This window comes from Bhargavaea cecembensis DSE10 (assembly GCF_000348905.1).
In the GTDB taxonomy this organism is placed as follows: domain Bacteria; phylum Bacillota; class Bacilli; order Bacillales_A; family Planococcaceae; genus Bhargavaea; species Bhargavaea cecembensis.
Genome location: NZ_AOFT01000004.1, coordinates 14314 through 40664 on the forward strand (window position 1 = coordinate 14314; position 26351 = coordinate 40664).

The 26351-nt window shown below is 52.9% G+C and carries 23 protein-coding genes; 4 read left to right on the forward strand and 19 right to left on the reverse strand.

What is annotated here, in order from left to right; all coding sequences use genetic code 11:
• Window positions 1-129: 129 nt before the first annotated feature.
• Entirely contained in the window at window positions 130-672 is a 543-nt protein-coding gene (locus C772_RS04885) for a helix-turn-helix domain-containing protein (RefSeq protein WP_008297886.1), read from the forward strand.
• 46 nt (window positions 673-718) lie between these two features.
• Here the strand turns inward: C772_RS04885 and C772_RS04890 are convergent, their stop codons facing one another.
• From C772_RS04890 to C772_RS04960, 15 genes are all read right to left on the reverse strand, one after another.
• Window positions 719-1690, reverse strand: coding sequence for a bile acid:sodium symporter family protein (locus C772_RS04890; protein WP_235046373.1), 972 nt, complete (start codon window positions 1688-1690; stop codon window positions 719-721).
• Window positions 1691-1748: 58 nt separating this feature from the next.
• Window positions 1749-2015, reverse strand: a complete 267-nt coding sequence (locus tag C772_RS04895) for a Zn-ribbon domain-containing OB-fold protein (RefSeq protein ID WP_235046374.1) — start codon at window positions 2013-2015, stop codon at window positions 1749-1751.
• Window positions 2016-2053: 38 nt separating this feature from the next.
• Window positions 2054-3190, reverse strand: a complete 1137-nt coding sequence (locus tag C772_RS04900) for a thiolase C-terminal domain-containing protein (RefSeq protein WP_008297893.1) — start codon at window positions 3188-3190, stop codon at window positions 2054-2056.
• A complete protein-coding gene (locus C772_RS04905; protein WP_008297895.1) occupies window positions 3187-4668 on the reverse strand; it encodes a class I adenylate-forming enzyme family protein in 1482 nt (493 codons plus the stop codon). The genes C772_RS04900 and C772_RS04905 overlap by 4 nt, the downstream gene beginning before the upstream one ends.
• 1 nt (window position 4669) lies before the next feature.
• Window positions 4670-5155, reverse strand: a complete 486-nt coding sequence (locus C772_RS04910; RefSeq protein WP_008297896.1) for a PPC domain-containing DNA-binding protein — start codon at window positions 5153-5155, stop codon at window positions 4670-4672.
• Window positions 5148-5894 carry an SDR family NAD(P)-dependent oxidoreductase gene (locus tag C772_RS04915; RefSeq protein ID WP_008297898.1) on the reverse strand — a complete coding sequence of 249 codons (747 nt, stop codon included), beginning with the start codon at window positions 5892-5894 and terminating at the stop codon, window positions 5148-5150. Before C772_RS04915 ends, C772_RS04910 begins: the two co-directional genes overlap by 8 nt.
• Before the next feature lie 18 nt (window positions 5895-5912).
• Window positions 5913-7235, reverse strand: coding sequence for a TRAP transporter large permease (locus tag C772_RS04920; protein ID WP_008297900.1), 1323 nt, complete (start codon window positions 7233-7235; stop codon window positions 5913-5915).
• Entirely contained in the window at window positions 7232-7744 is a 513-nt protein-coding gene (locus C772_RS04925) for a TRAP transporter small permease (protein WP_008297903.1), read from the reverse strand. The genes C772_RS04920 and C772_RS04925 overlap by 4 nt, the downstream gene beginning before the upstream one ends.
• A gap of 12 nt (window positions 7745-7756) precedes the next feature.
• Window positions 7757-8761, reverse strand: coding sequence for a DctP family TRAP transporter solute-binding subunit (locus C772_RS04930; protein WP_035001567.1), 1005 nt, complete (start codon window positions 8759-8761; stop codon window positions 7757-7759).
• A gap of 31 nt (window positions 8762-8792) precedes the next feature.
• Window positions 8793-10100, reverse strand: a complete 1308-nt coding sequence (locus tag C772_RS04935; RefSeq protein ID WP_008297905.1) for a (Fe-S)-binding protein — start codon at window positions 10098-10100, stop codon at window positions 8793-8795.
• A complete protein-coding gene (locus tag C772_RS04940) occupies window positions 10093-11499 on the reverse strand; it encodes an FAD-linked oxidase C-terminal domain-containing protein (protein WP_008297906.1) in 1407 nt (468 codons plus the stop codon). The genes C772_RS04935 and C772_RS04940 overlap by 8 nt, the downstream gene beginning before the upstream one ends.
• Before the next feature lie 154 nt (window positions 11500-11653).
• Complete coding sequence (locus C772_RS04945; RefSeq protein ID WP_008297907.1) at window positions 11654-12736, reverse strand: CdaR family transcriptional regulator; 1083 nt, start codon at window positions 12734-12736, stop codon at window positions 11654-11656.
• Window positions 12737-12986: 250 nt separating this feature from the next.
• Entirely contained in the window at window positions 12987-13937 is a 951-nt protein-coding gene (locus C772_RS04950) for a DUF7309 domain-containing protein (protein WP_160162835.1), read from the reverse strand.
• 205 nt (window positions 13938-14142) lie between these two features.
• Complete coding sequence (locus C772_RS04955; RefSeq protein WP_008297909.1) at window positions 14143-15447, reverse strand: MFS transporter; 1305 nt, start codon at window positions 15445-15447, stop codon at window positions 14143-14145.
• A 106-nt stretch (window positions 15448-15553) separates the two neighbouring features.
• Complete coding sequence (locus C772_RS04960) at window positions 15554-16744, reverse strand: MalY/PatB family protein (protein WP_008297910.1); 1191 nt, start codon at window positions 16742-16744, stop codon at window positions 15554-15556.
• 775 nt (window positions 16745-17519) lie between these two features.
• Between C772_RS04960 and C772_RS04965 the strand changes: the two genes are divergently transcribed.
• Together C772_RS04965 and C772_RS04970 are read left to right on the forward strand one after the other, a co-directional pair.
• Window positions 17520-19424, forward strand: coding sequence for an ABC transporter ATP-binding protein (locus tag C772_RS04965; RefSeq protein WP_407637184.1), 1905 nt, complete (start codon window positions 17520-17522; stop codon window positions 19422-19424).
• A gap of 23 nt (window positions 19425-19447) precedes the next feature.
• Window positions 19448-20284: a serine/threonine-protein kinase gene (locus C772_RS04970; RefSeq protein ID WP_008297916.1), complete on the forward strand. Its 837-nt coding sequence runs from the start codon at window positions 19448-19450 to the stop codon at window positions 20282-20284.
• Window positions 20285-20347: 63 nt separating this feature from the next.
• Here the strand turns inward: C772_RS04970 and hemG are convergent, their stop codons facing one another.
• Window positions 20348-21730, reverse strand: a complete 1383-nt coding sequence (hemG, locus tag C772_RS04975; RefSeq protein WP_008297919.1) for a protoporphyrinogen oxidase — start codon at window positions 21728-21730, stop codon at window positions 20348-20350.
• Window positions 21731-21891: 161 nt separating this feature from the next.
• On the opposite strand from hemG, the gene C772_RS04980 reads away from it, so the two are divergent.
• Window positions 21892-22437, forward strand: coding sequence for a phosphoribosyltransferase family protein (locus C772_RS04980; protein ID WP_008297922.1), 546 nt, complete (start codon window positions 21892-21894; stop codon window positions 22435-22437).
• Between the two features lie 155 nt (window positions 22438-22592).
• Here C772_RS04980 and C772_RS04985 read toward each other — a convergent pair whose 3' ends face one another.
• The 3 genes from C772_RS04985 to C772_RS04995 form a co-directional block, all read right to left on the reverse strand.
• Window positions 22593-23501, reverse strand: a complete 909-nt coding sequence (locus tag C772_RS04985; RefSeq protein WP_008297923.1) for a DNA-3-methyladenine glycosylase family protein — start codon at window positions 23499-23501, stop codon at window positions 22593-22595.
• 42 nt (window positions 23502-23543) lie between these two features.
• Complete coding sequence (nagA, locus tag C772_RS04990; RefSeq protein WP_008297924.1) at window positions 23544-24716, reverse strand: N-acetylglucosamine-6-phosphate deacetylase; 1173 nt, start codon at window positions 24714-24716, stop codon at window positions 23544-23546.
• Between the two features lie 220 nt (window positions 24717-24936).
• Window positions 24937-26304 (reverse strand): SLC13 family permease, encoded by a 1368-nt coding sequence (locus C772_RS04995; protein WP_008297925.1) that lies wholly within the window; start codon window positions 26302-26304, stop codon window positions 24937-24939.
• Window positions 26305-26351: the final 47 nt, after the last annotated feature.

Genomic DNA, 26351 nt, shown 5'->3' on the forward strand with positions numbered 1-26351 from the left:
AATTCCCCCTAATCCCCTTATAAAAGTTGAAACTCCCCTAAATTGAAGTGTCACTTCAATTATGCTATTATCATAGGCAAGCCTGAAACCGTTGTCAATATAATTATTTGAAAATTAGGGGATTTTAAATTGAACAAAACACTCGGCCTGAAAATCAAGGCAATTCGCAAGGAAAAACAGAAGACCCTGAAACAGGTGGCGGAAGACACGGGCTTCTCCATCAGCTTCATTTCACAGCTGGAGCGCGGAAAATCTTCCGCTACACTGGAATCCCTTAAGAAAATCTCCGTTGCGCTGGGCGTCAGTCCGGGGCATTTTTTCGAAGAAGAAGCCGGCAATTCCAATCAAGACGGAAGCATGATCATGGCCGAACGCATTGCCGCATATGGCGTCCATTACCAAAATCTCGCGCCCGGCTTCAATGCCCCGGACTTCATGCCGATGCAGGTCACGCTGGAACCCGGACAAAATGGAGGCCGGCCGATTACCCATGCCGGCCAGGAGTTCGTCTACGTCCTGGAAGGCACACTTACTGTGGAAATCGGAGCCGGGCTGACAGAACTCGCTCCCGGCCAATCACTTTTCTATGACGCCGGAGAATCCCACTACTGGTACAACCGGAGTGGCGGGCGGACTGTGTTTCTCTGCATCAGCTCTGATACGAAACCATGAAAACTCCGGAAGGCGGCAACCTCCGGAGTTTTCATTTCAGGCCAAACTACTGCACCTGCTTTATTCTCGCTTTCGAAAGCTGCACTCCTTCCTCTCCCCGCTTCTGAAAGAAGTTGGCAATTGCAGCCCCCAGCGTCAGATTGGTCACCATATTCAGTACAGCCGGTACAGCAGACAAGGCACTGACATGCTCCAGAGCCAGTGTTGCGGCAAGGGCTGTGTTGCAGATGCCAACATGGAATAGCATGGAGCGGGCATGCTGTTCTTTCAAACCGATCATTCGGGCAATGAAATAGGCCCCCACCATCGGAACTGTAACCTGAAAAAACACCACTATGGCAATGACAGGGATTACGCTAAGGTTATCGCTCAGTACATTCTGCGCATTGGAAATCACCGAAAGCACAACAATGAATAATGCAAGCTGAGATAGCAATGGGGTAAACGGTCGAACCTTCTCTACCGCTTTAGTGAATTTCCATTTAAGGAACAATCCTGTGGTCAGCGGAAGCAGAACGATCAGAATAATATTGATGAACAGGGCCCAGAAACTCACGGGAATAAACTGACCTGCAAAAAACTGTGTGAGGACCGGCGTCAGCAACGGGGCCAGGAAAGTATCTGTTGTGGCCATTGCGATGCTGAGTGCCACATCCCCTCCTGCCAGAAGGGCGAACAGGTTTGAAGTAGTTCCGCTAGGTACAGTCCCTGCCAAGATGGTACCGGTTGCCAGCTCCGGCTGGTCTCTGAAAAAAAGGTAAGCAAGGCCGACAGAGATGGTGACAGTCATCGTCCACTTAATCAGGACACCGATCAAGACGACTTTTGGCTTTTTGACCGTCTCAACCAATTGGGAAGTAGCCAGAGACATTCCCATGAAGAGAAAAATTGCCCCAAGGCCAATCGATGTCCATCCACTGATCCCCGAAAAAGCCTTCGGGAACAGATAAGCGATGACCGCACAGAAGACGATCCAAAAAGGCAAGTACTTCGAAATGATCGTTTTAATGATATCCACTCGCACACTTCCTTCAATGGCGGACAGCCTGTACTTCAATTAAGTACAGGCCGCCTCGTCAAGCTTTCTTGTATACATAAGCCCCGTCTTCCACATTAAACAATTCCACTTTGTCCCCGATTGCGATGTCTTCGGTCATTCTCGCAGTGACTTTTGCGTTGGTCCCGTCCAGCTGGACCAGTGCCACATAATATGGCGCCAAATGGGCAAATTCGGATGGGGGTACATGGATTTTAGTAAAGCTGTAAATGCGCCCTTTATCTTCGACTTCCCGCTCTGAGATTCCATCTGTCCCGCATGTCGGGCAGTACACTCTCTTCACCACGGTCTCGTGTCCACAGCAAAAATAGACTTTCAGTTTCTTCACACCCTTTCCAGAATATGAACGGCGGAATATGAACCGGTACCGCCGAGGTTCTGTGCGAGAGCAATCCGCGCGCCCTCCACCTGGTTGGCCGCGTCGCCACGCAACTGCCGGACGAGCTGGTAAATCTGAGCGAGCCCGGTGGCGCCGATCGGGTGCCCCCTTGAGAGCAAGCCGCCGCTCGTATTGACCGGCTTTTCCCCGCTTGCTTTGGTGAGGCCTTTCTCAACTGCCTTCCACCCTTCCAGCCGCGGGAAAAAGCCGAGTTCTTCTATAGCAATCATTTCGGTCATCGAGAAGCAGTCATGGATTTCCACCACATCGATATCTTCCGGACCGAGGCCGGCTTTTTCATATGCATGACGGCCCGATTCTCCGATTGCCGGAATCGACAGCAGATCGGCTGCATCCTGCATCTGAGTCGGACCGGAAACCAGTGAAGAAGCTTTGATGTGAATGCCGCTTGGCTTCCTGGAGATGACAAGTGCTGCGGCACCGTCGGTCATCGGCGAACAATCAAAGAGTCCCAGTGGATCCGTGATCATTCTTGCGTTCATGATCTCGTCAAGGCTGGTTTCTTTTGTGAATTGCGCAAGCGAATTGTTCATCGCGTTTTCCCGGTTTTTCAGCGCCACCATGGCCAAATGTTTCTTGGAAGCTCCCGTTTCATGGAAGTAGCGATTGGCCAGCACTCCAAAAAACCCCGGGAATGTCAGGCCGGCACTTTTTTCACTGGAGTCCGTGTCCATCGCCGCATTGATGGCCTGTGTGACCTCGGCTGTCTTGGCATGCTTCATCTTCTCCACGCCCGCGACAAGGACCGTGTCATGCTCACCGCTCATCACAGCTAGAACAGCCTGCCGGAGCGCGATACCGCCCGAGGCACAGGCGCCTTCGACTTTCGCAGTTGGCACAAAACCGAGGCCGAGGTCATTTGCCACAATTGCCCCCAGAATTTCCTGGTTTGACATGCTCCCCGCGAGGAAGTTGCCCACGAAGACGGCATCCACTTTGGGTCGGCCGGCATCCTCCAAAGCCTGTCGGCTGGCATCCAGTAAAAGTTCTTTTAGTGTCCGGTCTACGTGTGTGCCGAATTTGGTCATTCCGATTCCGTGAATATATGTGTTCGTCGTCATGACTTAACCCCCGCATGCATTGCCTTCAGCTCACGCTTCAGTATTTTGCCGTAAGAACTCTTCGGCAGCGCATCCACAATATATATTTCCTTTGGCTTTTTAAAGCTTGCCAAATGTTCTTTACAGAGCGCTACCAGATCGCCTTCCGATACCTCACGCCGTCCGTTGGGCACAACATAGGCGACGACGCTCTCTCCCCACTTCTCATCCTCTACGCCGATGACACAGGTTTCTTTAACCCCGTCATGCTTATTCAGGACTTCTTCCACCTCTCGCGGGTAGATGTTGACACCGCCCGAAATGATGACATCCTTTTTCCGGTCAACGATGTGGAGATAACCCTGATCATCCCGCCATCCGAGATCGCCGGTATGCAGCCACCCATCCTTGAGCGTATCGTTAGTGGCCTTCTCGTTGTTCCAGTAGCCCTGCATGACGAGCGACCCTTTACAGATAATCTCTCCGACTTCACCGTTTTTCACTTCAGCACTGGAGTCATCCACTATTTTCATGTCCACGAACGGTCCTACTCTTCCGCAAGACTCCAGACGTCTCGAAAGCTCATTGCGGGGCATCATCGTGATGCACATCGGTGCCTCAACCTGCCCGTATGTCTCCACGAAAATAGTGCCCGCCTTGTCGAGTGCTTCCTGCAGCTTTGCAGCGGCAATCGGTGAGCCGGCCATGTTGATGGACTTCACATTGCGCAGCTTTTCTGCATCAAACGAAGCATCTTGGATCATCAGGTTGACGATGGTCGGAACCATGAAGATGATGCTGACCTGATCCGCTGCCAGTCGATCGAGGAAATGCTCTGCCTCAAACTTGTCATAGACGACCTGAGTCAGACCATAGAGCCATGAAACATGGCTTAAGAAATTGCTTCCGTGTGTAAGAGGGGCAACATGACCGACAATATCGTCATAGTCCACTTCGCATACCTGGGCAAGCGACAATGCCCCTGAAATCATATTTCGGTGGCTCAGCATGACGCCCTTCGGGTTTCCCGTCGTGCCGGATGTATACATAATTGCAAACAGGTCATCTTCATCAACTTCCTCAAAAAATGAAGCCCCCATATGATCACCAATTGCCTGTTCATAGGGTTCCCCCACCAGTAGCAGGGGGAGGTCATCGCTTAGTGTTTCAAGCAGGTCAGGTTCTCCGATGACAAGGGACACGCCCGCATCACGGACCTGGTAGTCCAATTCTTTCGGATGCAGCCTGTAATTGAGCGGTACTTTGACAATCCCCCCGTGTGCCAATGCCACATCCAGCTCAATATGTTCCAGTCTGTTTTTCATCAGGACAGCTACGCGGTCTCCCTTTGCGATCCCGCATTGGTTCAGGTAATGGGACAGCGCGAGCGTCCGGGATTTAAGTTCTCCGTATGTGATAGACCGTTCCCGGTCTTTCACCGCAACTTTTTCAGGATTGGCTTCTGCAGCCTTTAACGCAAGTTTACTCAGAGTTTCCACCTTACGCACCGCCCTTCGAAAATTGAAAAATAGGGACGCCATAGACTTCGTCTTTCCGGCGGGTGAGTTCCACTTCACTAATCGGGAAGAGAACAAATTCGACAGTTATAGCAACAGGATTCTCCCCGTCAAGAAAATGGCCGCCGTTCACTTTCCCATCACAATCAACAAATACACCATGCATATGGACATCTGTCTTTCCTGTTTCATCGGATCCGACAAATCCGCTTGCAGAAAGCAGTTCCACAGGAGAATCAGAAATGCGCCGCTCGGAATATCGGATACCTGCCGGCACCGCATCATCTTTGACAACCTGATAAAAAGCCGCTTGTGTCAGTGAGCCAATACACTGGAAATGACCAGCCTTTATGTCCATTTCTCTGCATACTTCTTTGAAGCCGCCAAATAAGTCACAGTCCTTTTTGAAGCGGCCGATGACCCGGTTCGTCTGCTCATCGTAGAATGCCTGAAAAAGGTGATTATCCAATACTGTAGCCCCCGTCCACCTTGAGAACCTGGGACGTGGTGTATCCGGCGTTTTTTGAGGCGAAGTAAAGGACGGCATCCGCAATATCATCCGGTGTGCCCATCCGGTCGATTACCTGGCCCGACGTGTCATATTTCACTCCTGCAGTAATGGCTGTAGCCGTAGCGCCCGGTGCAACGGAGTTTACCGTGATGCCGTACTTTCCGACTTCCTTTGCAACCCACTTTGTGAGTGCGATGACGCCCCCTTTTGAAGCGGAGTAGGCCGGGCCGGAGCGGCCATTTTTCTCACCGCCCGAAACAACACCTCCGTTCATGCCGGAAATGGAGCTGATATTGATGATCCGTCCATATCCGGCTTCTTTCATATGCGGGTAGATCACGGCCTGCATAAAGAGGAAGGTGGCCTTCAGGTTCGTGTCCAGATCCCGATACCACATTTCTTCCGTCATATCTTCAAGATCCAGACGGCTGGCGGTGCCCGCGTTGTTCACGAGAATCTGGACTTCTCCAAATGTCTCGATGGTCCGGTCCACCGTCGCGCGTACAAACTCCTTGTTTCGGATGTCGCCGAGGCACTCCAGATAATCAGCGTCCCCCAATTGCCTGATTGTCTGCTGGCAAGGATTCAGATCGACCAGCACAACCTTTGCCCCCTGTTGCGCGAGTTGGATTGCCACTGCCTGTCCGATTCCGCTTGCAGCTCCTGTTACAATGGCAACTTCCTTTGAAAATGTCATTTCCCCTACCCCCATGTCTTATTTAACGTTCAGCAGATCCGGCAGGAATGTTGAAATAGCCGGAATGTACGTGATCATCAGCAATACAATGATGCCTGCGACTATAAATGGCAATGCTGCTTTGGAAATATCGACAATACTAGACTTTGAAATACTTGCTGCAACGAACAGGTTCAATCCTACCGGAGGAGTGAACAGGCCGATGGCAAGGTTGACCGTCATGAAGACACCAAATACCGTAGGATCGACCTCAAGAGCAATCATGACCGGAAGAAGAATCGGCACAAAAATGTAGTAAGCTGAAATGGCATCAATGAATGCACCTGCAATCAGCAGGAGAACGTTGATCAGCAATAGGATAATGATTGGATTGCCCGATGCTTCCAGGAGTGCTGTTGAAATGTCCCTGGCAATCTGCTCGGTGGTAACGATGTAGGCAAATGCCGAAGCCGCACTGACGATGATCATGATCACAGCCGTCTGCAGCGCTGCATCGACAAAAATCCGATACATCCCCTTAAGGAGATTCCCCCTTAAGACGAACACTCCCACGACCAGCCCGTAGATCACGGCAACAACTGCCGCCTCAGTAGGAGTGAAGAAGCCTCCGTAGATTCCACCCAGGATAATGACTGGAATGAAAAGACCCGGCAGCGCTTTGACAAAAGCATCCCATTTTTCTTTACCGGTTGCTTTCCGGACCGCTCCTTCATCAGCATGGAAAATCCCTTTTTTCTCTTCACGCCACCGCACATATAAAGCCGCTATGATGAACGCTGTCCCGATCAGCAATCCCGGGATGACACCGGCCATAAACATCCGGTTGATGGTGACCGGAATCTGGTCACCCGCTACGACTGCAAAAACGATAAAAGCGATGGATGGCGGAATAATGATCCCGATTGCGCCTGAACTCGCGAGGAGCGCACCCGCCGTTTCTTTCCGATAGCCGCTTTTCACCATTGCTGGAATCAGGATGCCGCCGATTGCCGCCACTGTCGCCGGCCCCGAACCTGAGATTGCTGCAAAAAAGATGGCAACAAGGACGGTTACGAACACGATCCCGCCCCTGACATGGCCGACCATGGCTTGCGCAAAGTCAATCAGCCGCTTTGAAATCCCGACGTGCTCCATGATCACGCCTGCCAGGATGAAGAAGGGGATGGCCAAGAGCGTGAACTTGGCAACACTCGTGTACATGATGTCCGTGATCGCTTCCAGGCCGAATGCCCCATTATTGGTAACGAGGACGATTAATGAAGAGATGCCGAGGGAAATCGCAATCGGAACTCTCAAGAAAACCAGAAGGAAAAATACACCGAACAATAAGAGTGCAGTCATTGCATTTCCTCCTTCCCGGTTTTCTCACGATTGGCCGGAGCCGGATCTGTGCCATCCAACTTCCATTCAATCAGGCTCATTTGCACAGTGCGGATCATACAAAGCAAGGCTCCAAAAGGCAGCGCCATTGTCAGGATCCATTGCGGCATCCCGAGAGCCGGCGTTTTTTGACCCATTTCTATCTGGAACATCACCGTCTGGATTCCATACCAGAACAGCACGCCAAACAGTACCAGTCCAGCAATCGTGGAAATAGCAATCATGATTCTCTTAACAATCGCTCCACCTATGTCATAAAAAAGGGTAAAGCCGAGGTGCGCAAATTTGCGCACCCCCATGGCTGTCCCCACAAAGGTAAGCAGAACGAATAAGTTAATGGTCAGTTCCTCCGTGAAAGAGAATGAGAACTCCGCGAAGTTGCGGGCGATGATGTTGGCAAATGCAATGACCGTCATAGCGAGCATGGCAATTGCGATGATGAACTCCTCCACATGATCTAGGACCTTCATTTCGTTCTCCCCTTATCGTTCCTGGAATGCTTTCAGCAGGTCCGCTCCCCAGATATCTTCATACTTTTCATAGACAGGCTGGACAGTTTCACGGAATGCGGAAATTTCTTCCTCAGTCGGTTCATAAAGTTTCATGCCTGCAGCTTTAAGTTCTTCAATCTGCTCAGCTTCACGTTCACGTGCGATCTTTACCTGGTATTCAGCCGCCTCCTTGCCGAGACGGTCAAAGAGTTCCTGGTCTTCCTCACTCATGGAATCGTAGAGCTTTTTGTTGATGCCGAGAACTAGCGGATCATAGGAGTAGTTCCACATTGTCATGTAGTCCTGAACTTCATTGAGTTTCGAGGAGTAGATGACGTCAACCGGGTTTTCCTGGCCGTCGATGGTGCCCTGCTGAAGTGACGTAAAGACTTCGGAGAAGGTCATCGTGACAGGATCTGTACCCAGTTCCCTGAACAAATCTGTATACATCGTGATGCCAGGGATTCGGAGTTTCATGCCCGAGAGATCCTCCGGCCCTTTTACTTCCTTGACACTGTTCGTCAGTTGACGGAATCCGTTCTCGCCATATCCGAGTGCATGGACCCCTTTTTCTGCGAGAATATCCTTGAGCATTTTGCCGCCTTCGCCGTCAAACACTTGATCCACTTCATCGTGCGTGCTGAACAGGAACGGTGCCGAGGCCACACCAAAGCGATCATCCAGGATGGAATAAATGATGGTGGAGTTAAAGGTCAGATCGATCGTTCCCTTAGACAGACCTTCTACCGCCTTCCCGGAATCCCCGCCCGAAAGTTGTTCATTGGCATAGAGCTCAATATTGATGCGGCCGTCTGTTTCTTCCGCCAGGTCGTTTTTCAGTTTCTCGGCAGCTTCGTACCAAGTTGAGCTGTCTGCGACTGTTACGGACATTTTCAGGTCATAGTTTTTCGCTTCTCCGCCGGCACTAGCCTCATCTTCCGAAGATGCCCCGCCCCCGCATGCTCCGAGTAAGAGCATTGCAGACAAGCCAATCATGCCGAATACCGATCTCTTCGTTTTTTTCAATTCATCTCGCCCCTTTTGTGGTTGTTTTCATGGATTCATAGAGGAAATCCACAATGTGCACTGCTTCCATCTGTCCGGCCAACCCTTCGCGTTCGATCCCCACTTTCATCTGCAGCAGACAACCCGGATTTGAAGTCACAATCACGGATGGCCCGACCTGCTTCACCCCTTTCATTTTCTCTGCCAGAATCTTCCCCGACATTTCCGGTTGCAAGAGATTATATATACCAGCGGACCCGCAGCAGCCGGCCGCATTCGGCATCTCAATAAAGGTGAATCCGGGAGCGGATCCGATCAATGTTCTTGGAGCTTCCCAAACACCATTCACGTTTCTGAGATGGCAGGAATCCTGGTAGGTGACGACCGCTTGGGCTTCTTTGCTGACGGCATTTAATTGTCGGTCGAAGCCCGCTTTCATCAAAAGTGTAGAGATGTCGACAATCTTGTCGGAAAATACTCTCGCCTCATCTGTATCCAGCAACTTCCCGTATTCACTGAGAAATGCTCCGCAGCCCCCCGCATTCTGGACGATAAAATCATAGTCCTGATGATTAAATGCCAAGATGTTCTTTTCTGCATTTTTCTTGGCTTTCGGGACTTCTCCGCTGTGTCCGTGAAGAGCGCCGCAGCACTGCTGGTCCTCGGGAATGTTAACCTCGTAACCTGCCATTTCAAGCAGCTCAATGGTCCTGCTGTTGGTTTCCTGAAACATCGTATCCATCAGACACCCGGTAAAGAAAGCAACCTTGTACGTCTGATTTGGCTTGGCCGGTTTCAGCTTCTGCCGGATCGGCGGCAAGACCCGTTCCATTTCGCTCATCTGCTTGGGTAGAAGCTTCATCACACCGGATACCCGGGCGACTTTTTGGATTCCCGTAGCCTGATAGAACCGGATCAGTTCCACTGTGCGCTTCATCTTTTTCTGGTCAGCGAACAATCCGTCAAACACGATCTTCCGGACGACTTTTTCTTTGATTCCGGGCCGTTTGGCGTCGAGTACCGCATGACGTGCTTCCTCTAGCAGCGTACCGTATTGGACACCTGCCGGGCAGGCCGGCTCACAGGCCCGGCAGCCAAGGCAGACGTCAAGCGAATCTTCAATGCTGCCGTCCCAAAGGACTTGTCCGTCCCTGAGGGCTTTCATCAGAGAGATCCGCCCCCTGGGCGAGTGTGCCTCATCTTGATCAGTCATCAGATAGGTTGGACATGCGGGCAAACAAAAACCGCACCTCATGCAATCTGTCAGCAACTCCTCGCTGACATGCTCAACAAAGCTTTTTTGCATCCTTTCCTGAAGGGCGCTAACCATGGGCCACCACCACCCTCGGTTTGTTTGCCTTCGCAAACATCTTGCCGGGATTACAGATATTCAGGGGATCGATCGCCTGTTTGATCGTTTTCATCAACTCAATCCCCTCATCGCCAATCTTCCATTGAAGATAAGGCGACTTCATTTCTCCGACGCCATGCTCTCCGGTGATCGTGCCCCCCAGATCTATGGCGGCTTCAAATATTTCAGCGAAGGCACGTTCCACACGAACCATTTCCTCGTTGTCCCGGATATCAGTCAGGCAGGTCGGATGGAGGTTTCCGTCACCCGCATGTCCGAACGTATGGATTTCAACCTGATTCCGCTCAGCGATCTCCCTGATTTTCCGGACCATATTCGCGATTTCTGATCTGGGAACGGTAGCATCCTCCAATATGGTCGTTGGCCGCTTTCTTGCCAGTGCCGAAAGCGCAGCCCGCCGCCCGGCCTTAAGCTGGCCCGCTTCTTCTTCCGTTTCAGCCACTGCCGTTATCACTGCACCGTTTCTGACCGAAATGTCAATCATGGCTGACAGATCACGTTCCACCTGCCCGGCTTCCCCGTCCTGCTCAATCAGCAGCATCGCCTCCGCTTCTTCCGGAAGACCAAGATCCATAAATCGTTCTACGGCGTCCATCGTCCCGCGGTCCAAAAATTCCAATGTGGCGGGGATGATACGCTTTGAGATGATTTCGGAGACAGTGGCAGCCGCTGCTTCAAGAGATTGGAAATAAGCGATGCCGGTTCTTTGATGTTCAGGTTTTGGAATCAATTTCAGGAGAATTTCTGTAATCACACCAAGCGTTCCTTCCGCACCGACCAAAAGCGCCTTCAGGTCATAACCTGCAACGTCTTTGGCTAGTTTTCCTCCCGTCTTGATGACCTGTCCGTTCGGCAATACAGCAGTCAGGCCAAGAACATAGTCTTTGGTGACACCATATTTAAGGCCTCTGAGCCCGCCGGAATTCTCGCTGACATTGCCGCCGATTGTCGAGATCTTCATGCTGCTCGGATCAGGGGGATAAAACAGGCCGCGGCCTTCCACGTAATCGCACAGATCCAAAGTGAGGACGCCCGGCTGTACCCGGACACATAAATTATCTTCATCCAGTTCCAGGATTCGGTTCATCCGATTAAATAGCAGAACGACCCCGCCGCTTGTCGGCGCTGTTCCTGCAGCCAGATTTGTGCCGGAACCTCTGGGGACCAGCGGAACTTGATGCTCTCGGCAGATCTCCATGATTTGTCGGATCTCCTCAGTTGAACCCGGTGAAACGACGGCATCGGGCATCGCCTGAAACCCGGCGGTCGCATCGTAACTATAGGCCAGCAGATGGGCAGACGACGTCCTGACATGGTCACTTCCGACAACTTTCTTCAGAGAGTCCATCCATTCCATGCTCCCTTTGGCCTCCTTTCTGTAAAGGCTTTCAATAATGGTATAAAATATTCTGAACATTTAATACGTCCAAAAAGCTAACATTTCAGAAAAGAAAGAATGAAAATTTGTCCCATAAAACAAAAATGACCATCCCCAGTCTTGGGATGGTCATTTAGTATTGACGATACAAACTGTATGCGATATATAACTCTGTCAGGTGCTCTTTATTCTGCAGGTGAATGCCCAACTGATTTTCTATTTTTGTCAGCCGGTATTTTAATGTGTTTTTATGGATATATAAGAGATCCGCCAGTTCCTGAAGACTCCCCTCATTGAATAAATAGGTCTCCAAAGTTTCCAGCAGTTCTTCATCTTCGGTGATTGGTGCAAGCGTCCGCTGAATGAACTTCCAGCCCACATCTTCCGGCAACTCCTGAAAAAGGAGTTCCAGCTTCAAATCCTCTTCAAATATGATACGTTTCTGACGCGCTGATACAGCCAGGGCAATCTTGGCTTGCTTGTATGACCGCTTCAGACTTCCCGCCTGTCCCACACCAATCGGCTGAAACTCGTTCATTGACTTGGTCGCCCGGGCTTCTATTAGTTCCAACCCTGTCCTCAGGGATTGACGATCGACATCCGGTATCAAAAAGATGAGCTCACCAATACCAGATCTCACCACTTCGAGGTTTTGGTGGATTGTCTGAAAACTTTTCATCCGTTCAACCAGGCCATCATCCAAGTATTTGGTGGCCTGGAACACAGCAACACTCGTGTAATTCTGGATGGGAAAGCTGAGAAGTTCTGCTTGCCTGTATGCTTTTTCCTGATCGATCTCACCGTTGAGATAGTCAGAAATAAAGTATTCAAGCTCCCGCACGCTCCGCTCCCGCTGCTGCCTGGACATAAAGTCCGCTACGAACAGTTCCACGACCTTTCTTACAAGCTTTCCGTATTTTTCTACAGTATAAGGAGGGCCCGTGATTCCGATGACTCCGATTGACTGATCCTGAATCATGATGGGCAGGACGATACCCGGCATGACTCCTTTTAATTTACGGCTCAGTTCCTTAGTCATCTGAAGTTGTTTTTTTTCTCTCATTGCCATGGCAGCCCCTTCATGATAATTATTGAGGCGTTCGGGATTGGTGCTGGCAATGATAAATCCATTCCGGTCTGTTACAACGATACTTTGTTCAACCAGCGAGGATATTTCATCGACGATTTGGCTTCCGATTACCTGCAGATCGAACATTCTACTCCCCCTCGTCTCTTTTATATAACAAATCATACGTCTATTAATTAATTGATACAATAGTACGACAAATTAATTCTCATGCATGAGTAAATCCCTAATTTTCCATGTTTGTATGAAATGAGTGCGAGGTAACAGGTTACGATATAGCAAAAAAAGGCGGGATTGGATGATTTCAACCTCGCCTGCTTTTCTACGCACTAAAGAGATCCGCTACTATGCTCAATCTCCCAGTATTGCCCAAATGCGTTCAGTCATCCACCGCAGGAGTGGTAAACTCCGAAACGTCACGGATCTGGGTTTTCATCTCCCAGCTTTTGAATGCCGCTATTTTCTGTTCCTTTGCAGGTACCGGGATCTCTTGGCCTTTTCTGGCTTTGCTGCTCATTGATCGTACGCAGGAAAATAGCCATATCAATATTTTGGCTTCATCCGGGTCGGGAAGCCTGGGCTCTTCCCCTTCCTGAAGGACCCGCAGCTTCGGCCAACGTTTGCCTACGAATGAGCAATTGAGTCTTTTGAAAAAGCAGAGATCCTCTTCCGTCATGTCTTGCCGCTCTTGAAACGTCACGACCAGTCCGCCGGGTTCCGGGGAAGGTCCTTCCCTGTTTCCGAGCAGATACCGGAAGCCATCCCATTCCCGGTATATCTCAACGCCGAGCTCCTCTCCCTCATGGCCGGTAATCGAGACGAAAAACATTTCTTTATGATAATCCTCACAAAGGAAAATCTGATTGCTTGGCAGCACAGTCCACGGCTTGTCACTGGCGACCTTTCTTGCTTCTTTCAACAGCTCTTTAAACTGAATGTCAGGGTTCGGCTTTTCCTGCCGCGGCCAATAAAACTCATCATCGTAATCAAAATCCGCATAGCCGTAGTATTCGCCGTATTCATCAAATTGTCTTACCAGAGGGCGGTGGTCCGCGACAGGTCCGGATCCTTGCCGTTGCAGACTGACCTCTGTTTCGCCACTAAAGACAGTTCCGGGCTTTTCTCTGACGGGGCGGAGGGTGAGTACGACCGTCCATTCATCTAGCTTGGTGCTTTCCCGGCCAAAGGCGGTCTGTAAGATTCCTTTCAATACTTTAGCTGGCAATTCGTCATTCAAATTGATCGTTTTATTGATCTGCGGCGAGGAGTTCAGCAAAGTCAGTTCCAGTTCATGGGACATTCCATTAGCTCCCTTCCAATTTGCCTTCATTGTAGCCGTCTGGCCAGAGACGGACAATGGAGCGGAAGGATGAAGCCGAAATGAGGAAATTCATGTCGGAAATTGAATTTTGGCTGCGCTTATTTAGTCGGATTTTGTGGGTCCTTCGTCCATGCAACCCAGATAAAAACGAATAACCGGAACAGGATGGCACTTATACCCTGCTCCGGCCGGTATTACATGGATTTTTAACTTATCAGACAGCCACCTGTTTCCCCCGCCCTCTCACCGACCAGACAACGACCGGAATCAGAAGCAGTGACAGGATCCCTCCGCCGAGGGCCAGGGCGCCAAATCCCGTATGGGCTGCAATGACGCCCGACAGCATCCCGCCGGTTGCACCGGACAGCGCGACCAGAACATCGACCGACCCTTGCGTTTTGGCTCTGACCGATGGGGCTGTTGCATCGACGATCATCGCCGTGCCGCTGATCAGCCCGAAGTTCCAGCCCAGTCCGAGAAGACCCAGCGCAGCGTACAGGCCGAAAAGAGAATCCGGCGGAGAAAATGCCCCTGCGACACCCGCCGCAAGAAGCGTCACACCTGCTGCAGCCGCCATTACGTTCCGACCGATCCGGTCGACCAGGATGCCGGTCAGGAGCGACGGAAGATACATCAGCGCAATATGAACGCCGATCACAGAGCCGACTGCGGACAAGGTGTGGCCGTGCTGTTCCATATGCACCGGTGTCATCGTCATGACCCCTGTCATAATCAGCTGGGTCACCACCATGACCGTCGCCCCGGCAATGACTCCTCTCCGGTCGGAGTGCCCGGCAGCGGGAGCTTCCCCATTTTCCTCAGCCGCTGCCTGCCTGCTCGATTCAATCGCATTGGCCACGAGCAGCGGGTCAGGCCGAAGCAGGATCAGCATCACCAGGCCGGCAGCCAGGTAGGCGGCGGCCGCGAGGATGAACGGGCCGGCAAGCGGCGGAATGCCAATAGAGGAAGCAAACTCTCCCATCACCCCGACCAGGTTCGGCCCTGCGACTGCTCCGACCGTCGTCGAGACAAGCGCAATGCTGACGGCAGTCGCCCGCTGCTTCGGGCCGGCAAGGTCGGTCCCGGCATAACGGACTTGCAGGTTGGTGGCCGATCCCGCCCCGTAGATGAACAGCGCAGCAAACAAGAGCCAGATGCTTTCCATCATAGTCGCCGTGATGACGCCGACAGCGCCCAATGAACCTGCAAGGAACCCCCCTGCAAGGCCGAAGCGGCGCCCCGAACGCTGTGAAAACCGCCCGACGATCAGTGCGGACAGCGCGGCGCCCAATGTAAACAGCGCTGTCGGCAGGCCGGCCATGCTGTCGGTCCCCAGCATATCCCGGGCGATCAGCGCCCCGACCGTGATTCCGGCAGCGAGCCCGGCCCCGCCGAATATCTGGGAGAGGACGACGATGGATAAAGTCCTCTTATACAGCTTGCGGACCTGTTCCGGTGATTCGGTGTATGCCTCATACCGATGGTTTCCCGGCCCCGGCTTACGATTCCCCTTTCCCATTCAAGCCCTTCTTTCTGATTTTCTGTTTCCCTCACTTTAGCGGTATAGTTGCTTTCTGTCCATGGCATTTTAAAAAGAAAAGACCGGCTGCTGCCGGTCCTTCTGGTTATACGGTCGTGTCCCGTTGTTTCTTGACCGCTTCGTCTATTCTCTTGAGCGCTTCCTCAAGTGTCTTCCTCGTGCAGGCCAGGTTCACGCGTACAAACCCTTCCCCGCCCGGGCCGAAGATATGACCCTGATTCAGGCCAACTTTGGCCTCTTTGGCCATGAACGTCTCAAGTGCTTTGTTGTCCAGTCCGAGCTCTCGGGCGTCCACCCATGCAAGATAGGTCGCCTCGAGCGGGTACACCTTCAGTTCGGGAATGTTGGCTTCCGCATAGTCTTTCAGAAAGCTGTAGTTGCCCCGGACATAGTCGAGGAGGCCTTCCAGCCATTCCTCTCCATGGCGGTAGGCTGCAATGGTCGCCGCCGCCCCGATCGGTGAGGAACCGCCGACCGCAAACTTGCCAATCTGCGCATTGAAGGCCTTCCGGCCCGCTTCATCAGGGATGATGATGTTCGATGTATGCAGGCCTGCAAGGTTGAACGTCTTGCTTGGCGCCGTGCAAGTCACGCTGATTGCGGCAAGCTCGTCCGAAACTCTTGCAAACGGCGTGTGCGGCTGGTCACCGAGGATCAGGTCCCCATGGATTTCATCAGAAACGACCGTGAGGCCATGGCGGACACAGATGTCACCGAGCTGCTTCAGCTCCTCAGGCGTCCAGACACGACCGGACGGATTCTGCGGGTTGCACAGGAACAGGAGCTTCGCGCCGCTTTCCGCGACCTTCGTCTCCAGGTCATCAAAGTCCATTTCATATCGCCCGTCCCGGTCAATCAGCGGGTTGTTGACAACTTTCCTGCCGTGATTGTTGATGGCTTTCATGAACGGATAATAGACCGGCGGTTGGACGATCACCGAATCACCGGGCTCCGTATAGGCAAGCACAGCCATGTTGAGGGCGTTGACGATGCCCGGCGTCTGGGTAATCCAGTCTCCTTCGATCTCCCAGCCATGGCGCTTCTCCATCCAATCTTTTACCGCTTCCTTGTATTCTTCGGAACGGAGTGTATAGCCGAACACCCCATGGTCCGCGGTCTTCTTGATCGCATCGACGACCTCATCGGGCACACGGAAATCCATATCCGCGACCCAGAGCGGAAGTACATCTTCTGATCCGAAAAGATCCTTCACTGCGTCCCATTTTGCGCTCGCTGTCCCGCGGCGCTCGATCGCCTCATCAAAGTTATAAGCCATCTTTGCTGCCCCCTAACCTAAATAAAAAATCCGGTCCCGGGTAACCAGGAAGCCGATTCCGCCTACTTTACACTTTACCTCTTTTCAGCCTTCAATAGCCACTTTGCCTGTTTGAAATGACAGAAATACAATCCATTGCTAAATCAACTTCAGGACGCTGAATCCCTTTCATTCTAAAAAACTAGCAAACTATTATTTTTCTCATAATTCTCTAATGTTCCGCTCAGCACCTTCTAATCTTCGGGTGGAATACTGTAACCAAGCCAAAGGAAAGGAGGTTACCGACATGACATACTTCGACATCGCGACACCAGCCGCTTCCACTGAAGAGTCCACGATCAGCTACAGCTTCGAAAGCGAAAGCAACAGCGTCAGCGACAGTGACAGCAACTCTTAATTGGCCCGCCCCAATCATTTTCATCACAATTGAAAGGAGAACTGAACCATGACTTACTTTGACATCGCAACACCGGCCGCTTCCACAGAAGAGTCCACGATCAGCTACAGCTTCGAAAGCGAAAGCAACAGCGTCAGCGACAGTGACAGCAACTCTTAATTGGACCGTCCCGATCATTTTCAATTGAAAGGAGAACTGAACCATGACTTACTTCGATATCGCAACACCGGCCGCTTCTACTGAAGAATCCACGATCAGCTACAGCTATGATAGCGAAAGCAACAGCGTCAGCTATAGCAACAGCGATTCTTAATTGCAACAGGGCAGAACCCTTGATGAGCGGCTCCTGATCCATGGGGGCCGCGTCTTCATTCAGGAGTGAGAAGATTGGAAAAGAGAACTCAACGAACAAAGCGGACATTCAGGGAGCGCCTGTCATTTCAGGAATTCGGAAAGCTTTGGAACGTGGAAAACACAGGCGGACACCTGATTTCCAAGTCTCCCCCGGTTCCGGTTCGGGAGATTTTCCGCAGATTCTGGCCGTATGTCCGGTCTTACCACATCTGGATCATTGTCAGCCTGCTGCTGATCGCCTTGCAGCCGATGGTGCAGTCTGCCACGGTCTGGCTGATGCAGGTATTTATTGACCAGGTGCTGATCGCCGAGGATTTCAGCCCGATCAAATGGGTGATCACCGCCTACCTGGGCCTTGCCGTGCTCCGAGGCGTCCTGTATTTCAGCGGAACGTATCTGTCCAACTGGGTCGGGCAGAATTTCATCCTCAACCTCAGGAAAAGCCTGTTTGAACACCTGCAGGGGCTGTCGCTGTCCTTTTTTGAGGGACGCAAACTGGGTGACATCTTATCGAGGCTCTCCAGTGATATTTCTTCCATTGAACGGCTGATCATCACCGGCCTGACCTCAGCCGTTTCCTACATCTTTCAGCTGCTTGTCTTTATCGGTATGCTGTTTTACATGCAGTGGAAACTGGCGCTTGTATCACTGATTGTCGTCCCGCTGTTTTATGCGGTCACCCGCTTTTTCTCCAGCCGGATCAAACTGGCTTCACGTGAACGCACCCGGAGGGAAGGCGCCATCAACTCCATTTCCGAAGAAAGCTTTTCAAATATCGCACTGATGCAGGCCTATAATCAGCAGAGTGCAGAAAGCGAACGGTTCGGCGTGCAAAACCTCCGCAGCTTCGAGGCCAAGATGCTGAAAGTCCGGCTGAAGGCCGCGTTTACGCCGGTCGTCAGCCTGATCGAGACGGGAGGAACCGTTGTCGTAATGGGTGCCGGCGCCTGGCTGCTGGTCAACAATGAAATCACGGTCGGTGCCCTCGTCGCCTTCATCATGCTGCTCGGAAAACTGTACAGCCCCGTGCGCAGCCTGAGCAAATTGCTGAATACCATCTTTTCCGCTTCCGCAAGCGCCGAGCGCGTCATCGAATTTATGGAAGAGCAGCCTCAGGTCAAGGAATCGCCTTATGAATTGGAGCAAGCCGAAGGCCGGATCGAGTTCAAGAATGTCTCCTTTACCTACCCGGGCAAATCGAAGCCGGTCCTGTCGGATGTGTCCTTCACCGTCTCGCCCGGCGAATCCGTTGCGCTTGTCGGGGCCAGCGGAGCCGGCAAGTCCACCATTGTCAAACTGCTGATGCGCTTTTATGACCCGTCTTCGGGCACGGTCCTTCTGGACGGCTTTGCCCTTAAGGGGCTGAAGGTCGATTCACTTCGGGAAAACGTTGCGGTCCTGTTCCAGGAGTCCCTGATCTTCGACGGGACCGTCCGGGAAAACATCGCCTACGGAAAGCCGGATGCGACAGATGAAGAGATTGTCCAAGCGGCCAAGGCGGCCGATGCCCATGGCTTCATCATGAAACTGGCGGACGGCTACGACACACCGGTCGGCCAGAAGGGCCGGAACCTGTCCGGCGGCCAGCGACAGCGGCTGGCAATCGCGAGAGCCATGATCCGGAACGCTCCGATCCTCATACTGGATGAGCCGGCGGAAGGCCTCGACGCCAATTCGGAAATGCTGATCGCAGAACCGATGAACCGGCTGATGAAAGACAGGGCCACCCTGATGATCACCCATAACCTGAGGAGCGCCGCAAAAGCGGACCGGATCCTGTATCTGAAAGACGGTGAAGTGGTCGAAAGCGGGTCCCACGAAGAACTGCTGAAACGAGGCGGCCCTTACTCGGAACTCTACCAAGTGCAGCAGGGGGCAAAAAAACCGCTCGCCGCAGTGCCTGCATCCAATGTCGTGAACCTTGAGTAAAATTATGAGGAGCTGAAGTCATCATGGCCAAGAATATCCATGCCGTGTCCACAGAACCTCTCCAAAAGGGAGAGACGCTCGTCCCCGGCTATACGGTCATCTATCATATGAGGCGAGGCAGAGAATGTGACGTCTATTACGTCTGGAGCGAGGAGCGACTGACCGGCTGCATCGCCAAAACCATCCAGCCCGAAGCCCCGGATAACGAGATCATCCGAAAGCGCCTCGTAAAGGAAGGCGAAACCCTGACCGCCCTTTCCCATCCGAACCTCGTCCGCGGCTATGAGGTCGTCCCGGAACCGGTCCCGGTGCTGATCCAGGAGACCCTCACGGGAGAAACGCTGTCCCATCTGGTCAGGAATCTGGCCAAGCAGGGCGAGGAATTGCCGGAAAAGCAGATTGCCCATCTCGGCATGCAGCTGTGCTCAGTTGTCCACTACCTCCACAGGAACAATGTACTCCATCTGGACATCAAACCATCCAATCTCATTTCACAGCCGCCTCTGGCAAAACTGATCGACCTGAACCTGTCGGCGTCCCCCGGCGATGTGCGAAAAGGGGTCGGGACCAAGCAGTACATGGCACCTGAACAGGCAAGGGGCAATGCCCTTACAACAGCCGCAGACATCTGGGGAATCGGCGCCGTCCTTTTTTTCGCCGCCACCGGCAAGCGGCCGTTCCAATCGCTGGACGACGGCCGTTACGAACAGCTGGAACGATCTGCGGAACCAGTCCGTACACACCGGGACATGGATGAAGGCTTTGCGGATCTCATTGACCGATGCCTCCAGACCGATGTGGAAAAGCGACCGGAGCTAAAAGAGATTCATGCCTTTCTTTCCTCTTTTGTGAACGCCTGAACACCCCTTTCTCACTTCTGAATGAAGACGAAACGGTCAGCCCCTTGTGGGACTGACCGTTTTTTATTTCCCAACTGCCTTTTCCGCCTTTTCCCGGCCGTCCGCGATGCAGAGGCCGATGCCGACACCGTGGAATGAGGCTCCGGCGACATACACATTCGGATAGGATGCTGCGAGGAACTGTTCCAGCTCTTCCACCGCCGCCCGGTGCCCGAGTCCGTATTTCGGCATGAGGCCGAACCATGGCGTGACTTCCACAACCGAAGGCTCTGCGTCCAGTCCAAGGCTCTCCTTCAGATCCCGGCGCGCGAGAGCAATCAGTTCCTCTTTCCCCATCGAGGAGATTTCCCTAAATTTCGGATTGGCGTTTTTATAGAACAGCCTGACGAGAAGGCGGCCGTCAGGCGATGTATGTGTCCATTTCCTGCTTGTCCATGTACAGGCATCGCAGACGACCTGCCCTTTTCCGGCATTGATGAATCCGGTGCCGTCAGCCGGGAGTTCCGAATCCGGCAGGTCATAGCCGAGGTACATCGTCAGGATCGAGGCATTGGTGAACGTGTCGAACACTTTCTTTGGAGCCGCCTGGCCGAGCAGCCCGCGCACCTGGGAATCCGGCAGGGCCAGGATGACCCCGTCAGCCCGGAGTCCCCCCTGACCTTGAACCGATACAAGATAGCCGTCCCCGTCCTTTCCAAGACGCTCCGCCTTGGCCCCTTTCAGGATCCGGACGCCTGACATCTTTTCTTCCATCCGGTCGATCAGGACGGACAATCCCCCGTCGAACGACAGGAATTTCTTGTTCGCCTGGGACTGGAACTTTTCCCGGTTCGCGCCGAGCCCGCGGATGATGCTTCCGTACTCATTTTTGTAGTCCAAAAGATAAGGCAGTGTAGAACCGAGCGTCAGTGAATCAAGGGAACCCGAGTAGACGCCCGACAGCACGGGGGCCACCTGCCGCTCCACCAGCTCATCGCCGAGGAACGCCCGCAGGAACGCGCCGATCGGGCTGTCCATGGTGAAATCATGATCGGCCTCTTCAAAATCTTTAAGCGCGGCCTGCTTACCTTCTTCGGAAACAAGTGTGGACGCCATGAGAGACTCTTTGTCCATCGGAATGCCGAACACCGTATCCGCCGGGATGGCATGCAGCTCCCCGTCCCGGTAAAGATAAGAAATGCCCGTCGCATTATGGACGACATGGTCCTGGAGGCCGAGTTCGTCAACAAGCGTTCCCACCGCCTCGTGCCGTGCCACAATCGAGTCCGCACCCGCCTCCATGATGAATCCATCCTCATGAAGAGTCCACAGTTTGCCGCCGAGCCGCTCCTCCGCTTCGACAAGTGTGATTTGGATCTCTTCTTCGGAATCGTCCGCCAGCTGATGCAGCCGGTGCGCAGCGGATAATCCGGTGATGCCCCCGCCGACCACGATAAACTGTTTCATAGTCACCCGCTCCTTTTAACAACTCTCTACCGCAAGTGTACACCGTTTTGCGCAGCCGATGCGACTTGTGCGCAGACAGTTTTGTGACAGAGACCGGCAATAAAAGGGTAAACTGATGGTGAACCAAATCTTAGATAAGAAACAAGAAAGGACGGGGCTTTATGCGGAATACGTACAAACTGACCATCGGAACCGTCACCCGCGAACTGCCGCTTGTCTGGGTTTCCGAAGAACTCCGGATCGCCAGCTTCGTCATCCTCGGAGACAGCGAAATCGTATCGGAAGCCGCATCCCTCATCGAGGACAAACTGCCTGAAGTGGACTTCCTCGTAACCGCCGAAGCCAAGGGCATCCCGTTTGCCCATGAAGTCGCCAAGCTCAAGGGAATGCCCCGTTATATCGTGGCCAGGAAAAGCGTAAAGGCATATATGGAGGAGCCGTTTGTGGCGACCGTGACCTCGATCACGACGCATAAGCAGCAGAAGCTTGTCCTCGACGGTCCGGACGCTGCGCTTATTAAGGGAAGACGAGTCGCCCTGATCGATGACGTCATCAGCACCGGCGACTCCCTCCGTGCGCTGGAAGCCCTCGTCACAGAAGCGGGTGCAGAAATCGTCGCCCGTGCAGCCATCCTGGCCGAAGGCGACTCGGCGAATCGTGAAGACATCATCTTTCTCGAAAAGCTGCCGCTGTTCCCAGTTGAATAACGACGTGAAAGCAGGCGGTTCCGATTATGCGGAACCGCCTGCTTATGTTGAAACGTTGATGATGTTGAATGAGATGTTGACTATGTTTATTGAGACGTTGATTATGTTGGTTGAAACGTTGACGATCTTCATTGAGGCGTTGATGAACTCTCAGTTCAGCCCTGCTCCGATTCGCTGCTCAGATAGCGCCACAGATAAAACGTCGCATAGGCGCGCCAGCCTTTCCACGGTTCGGCGAATGCCTCAACTTCCGGCAAGGTCGGCTTCCGGTCAAGACCTGCAACAAGCTTCAGGGCATTATGAAGCCCGACATCAGCAGCCGGGTAGGCATCGGGTGACCGGAGGCAGCGCATGAGGACATAGTTGGCCGTCCATGGCCCGATGCCCCGGATGGCGGTAAGCCGGTGCTCGACCGTCCGGTCATCGCCAAGGGCCAGGAGCCCTTCCTTTGTGAGTTCCCCGGCCGCGATCAGGCGCGCGATGCCGATGATGTATTCACTCTTTCTTCCGGTGATCTTCAGCTCGCGCAATGCCTCCGGATCTAGTCCGGCCACTTTCTCCGCGGAAGGGAACAGATAATGGATCACACCGTCCGCTTCAATGGCCTGGCCGAATGTCTCAACGAACCTGCGCTTCAGAACATAAGCGAACGCAACGGTGATCTGCTGGCCAAGAATCGCCCAGACGAATGTCTCGAACAGATCGGGGATCCCGACGACACGGAGTCCGCGGTGCCGGCGGACAGCTTCCCGGAGAAGCGGGTCCCTCTCGCCCAGTTCATAGAACGGCATGAGGTCCCGGCCGAGGTCAAGCCAATCGCGGACAAACTGCTCCACACCGGCTTTCACTTCATCCCCTTCCCCGGTTAGGGTCACCAGAATGCCGTCCGGATTCTCTTCCATCACAAACAGCACCGGCTTTCCATCTACTTCAATTGCACGCGTCACCCTGCTATCTTGAATATGGAACATGCACTCATCCGCAGAGCGCGACAGGTACTCCAGGTTCTCCGGAAAACTGAAGTCATCCGGCGTGCGGATCAGCAATTCTTGGTGATTTGACATGTTCATCCCCCTCTGTTCACGAAAGAGCAATCGGCATCAGCCTCAGTCCACCTGCTCGTCTACAAACGCCACTTCCCCCCGGCAAAGTGTCAGCCGGACATTCAGGTCATCATCCACGAGGATCAGGTCCGCGTCTTTCCCTTCCCGGATTCCGCCTTTCCGGTCATCGACGCCCAGCTGGCGGGCAGGGTTGGCTGATGCCATTGCCACGATATCCTCCATCGTGACACCGTCGAAACCTAGCATGCGGCGGGCGCCTTCGTTCATTTTCAGGATGCTGCCCGCAAGCGTCCCATCCGCCAGTTCCGCACGGTCTTCGGTCACCCTGACAGGCTGCCCACCCAGTTCATAGTCACCCGACGGAAGGCCCTTTGCCCGCATGGAGTCGGTGATGAGGATGAGTCGCTCGGGGCCGATGTTTCGCCAGATCAGACGGAGCATTTCCTTCTCCACATGGATGCCGTCCGCAATCAGTTCAGCTTTCAGCGAATCCAGAAGGAAAGCCGCACCGACCACGCCGACGTCACGGTGATGGATGCCCGGCATGGCATTGCACAGATGGGTCACCTGGCTGACGCCGTGCGCCGCAGCTTCCTCCACCCCGGCAAATCCCGTATCGGTATGTCCGGCCGAGACGACCACACCCGATTCTGTAAGTTCCCGGATGAACGCACCGTCCGCGTCATGCTCGGGCGCCATCGTGATGACTTTGATCAGCCCGCCAGCCATCCGCTGCCACTTTCGGAAAAGCGCCGCGTCAGGTTCTGTTATGTAGGCTTCCGGCTGTGCACCGGCCCGCTTTTTCTCGACGAACGGCCCTTCCAGATGGACGCCCAGCACTTCCGCCTGGCCAGACTTGTTCTGATATTCTGCAACGTTTTCAAGTGCGTTGCCGATGCTTTCATGAGATTGGGTAATCGTCGTGGCGAGGAATGAAGTCGTCCCTTCCGCAGGCAAAAAGCGGGCCATCGAATCAAGCGCCGCTTCTGTCGCATCCATGACATCCGCGCCGTCCGCCCCGTGGATATGGCTGTCGATGAATCCCGGAAGCACGTTCAGGGAAGAGCCGGCGATTTCTTTCACCTCTTTGGGGAGCCCTTCCGGACGCTCGGCTGACGCCACGGCGATTCTGCCGTCCCGGACGAGCACATAGCCCCCTTCCAGAACGCCTTCTTCGGCATAGACTCTGGCTCCACTGATCAAAATCGGCTGCATTTTGCTCATCCTTCCCATGTCACTACAGTTTTCCGTATCTATTCGGCCTCACATTTCTACTTCTATTGTTAGCTTCGTTTCTTCAGTTGTCCATTAAGAAACGAGAAAAACCTATGACTGGTGTTTCTCCTCTTCTGACTAGTTATCCGTGATAATGCATTCCATCTGCAGATACACTTTTGGGCTTGGATGACCGCAGTGATACATTAATGCCTGTAAATCACCACCAGGCAAGTGTGCTGAAGAGGATCAGCAATGTCCAGATCAGCATGGAAGGAAGCCCGATTTTCAGCAGGTCACGTTCGGAGAAATACTGATAGGAAAACGAAATCAGGTGTACCGGCGACTGGATGATAAACAGGAATCCCGGAATACTTGCCAGGAAAACCGCCATGGCAACGGCCATCGCCGTGTCTCCCGGTAGCGATTGCCCCACTGTGATAGCAAGGGGGAGCATAATGGTGAGCAATCCGAGTATATTGACGAAAATCAGGCGGAGCAACATCGTCAGCAACACCATCAATACGATAATGAACAACTTGGAGTGGCCGCCCAGCATGTTGACAAGCAGATCGGACACCAATTGCAGAGTCCCCGTTTCGATCAGCATTTCAGAGACCATGATCGTCGCTGCGAAAAAAAGCATCATATCCCAATCAATTCGGGTCCGGGCTTCTTCCCAATTCCAGACCCCGATTGGCGGCAACAGGGTCAGGACGGCACCCAGCAGGCCGACAAGCGGAATGGAGACTCCATGCAAGGGCTGCGTTACCCAAAGCACTAATGTCAGGCTGATGATGATCATCATCCTCCATTCCCGAGAGGATAACCTGCCCTTTTCATCAGCCTTCCGGTCAATGATCTCCATCAATTTCCGGCGATCAACTTTTTCCGGCGGGAATAAGACCATTGCCAAGATCCAAAGAAAGAACAGAAAAAGCAGAACAGGAAGGGAAAATGCCCACAACCATGACAAGTAATCAAAGCCTGCCCCCTGCTTCTCCATTAATCCAAAGGCGTAGATCGTTGAACTGGCACCGGTAGCCACTAGCGCACCTGAAATAGGCACGATGTAGGTGAGTCCGATAAACATGGACTTCCCAGTATTCCGCATGTCTGCAATGGGACCCATGTTTTTCAGAATACTGTCATATACCGAAGCGGCCAGACTGGCTTTTCCCACGTTTGATGGCAGAACAACAGATAGAATCGCGCTCAGAACAAATGAAATCAGAATAAGCAGGCGGCTGGAACCCCTTGACCAGCCCAATACAAAGAGCGAGACTCTCGTCGCCAATCCTGTAGAAATGAATGCCCCGGAGAGAAAAAAGGTAGAAAACATCAGCCAGACAATAGGTGACGCAAAATACGATAAAGTTTTTTCATACGAGAAAAAGTGAAGTGACAAAATCAAGATCAGAATCAGTGCCGAAAGGGCGAGCGGAAACACCCGGCCAATCCATAGAATTTGGACAACAACCAGTACGACCAGGGCTTTGAGTTCTGCCGGAAAGGGTGTATAGCCCGGTATAAAGACCAGATAAAACAGCAATGCCAAAATGAACAGACCGATTTTTCCTTTTTTCATTGAATCAGCCACTCTTCCTGAAACAGAAAAGCCGCCAACATGCTTGG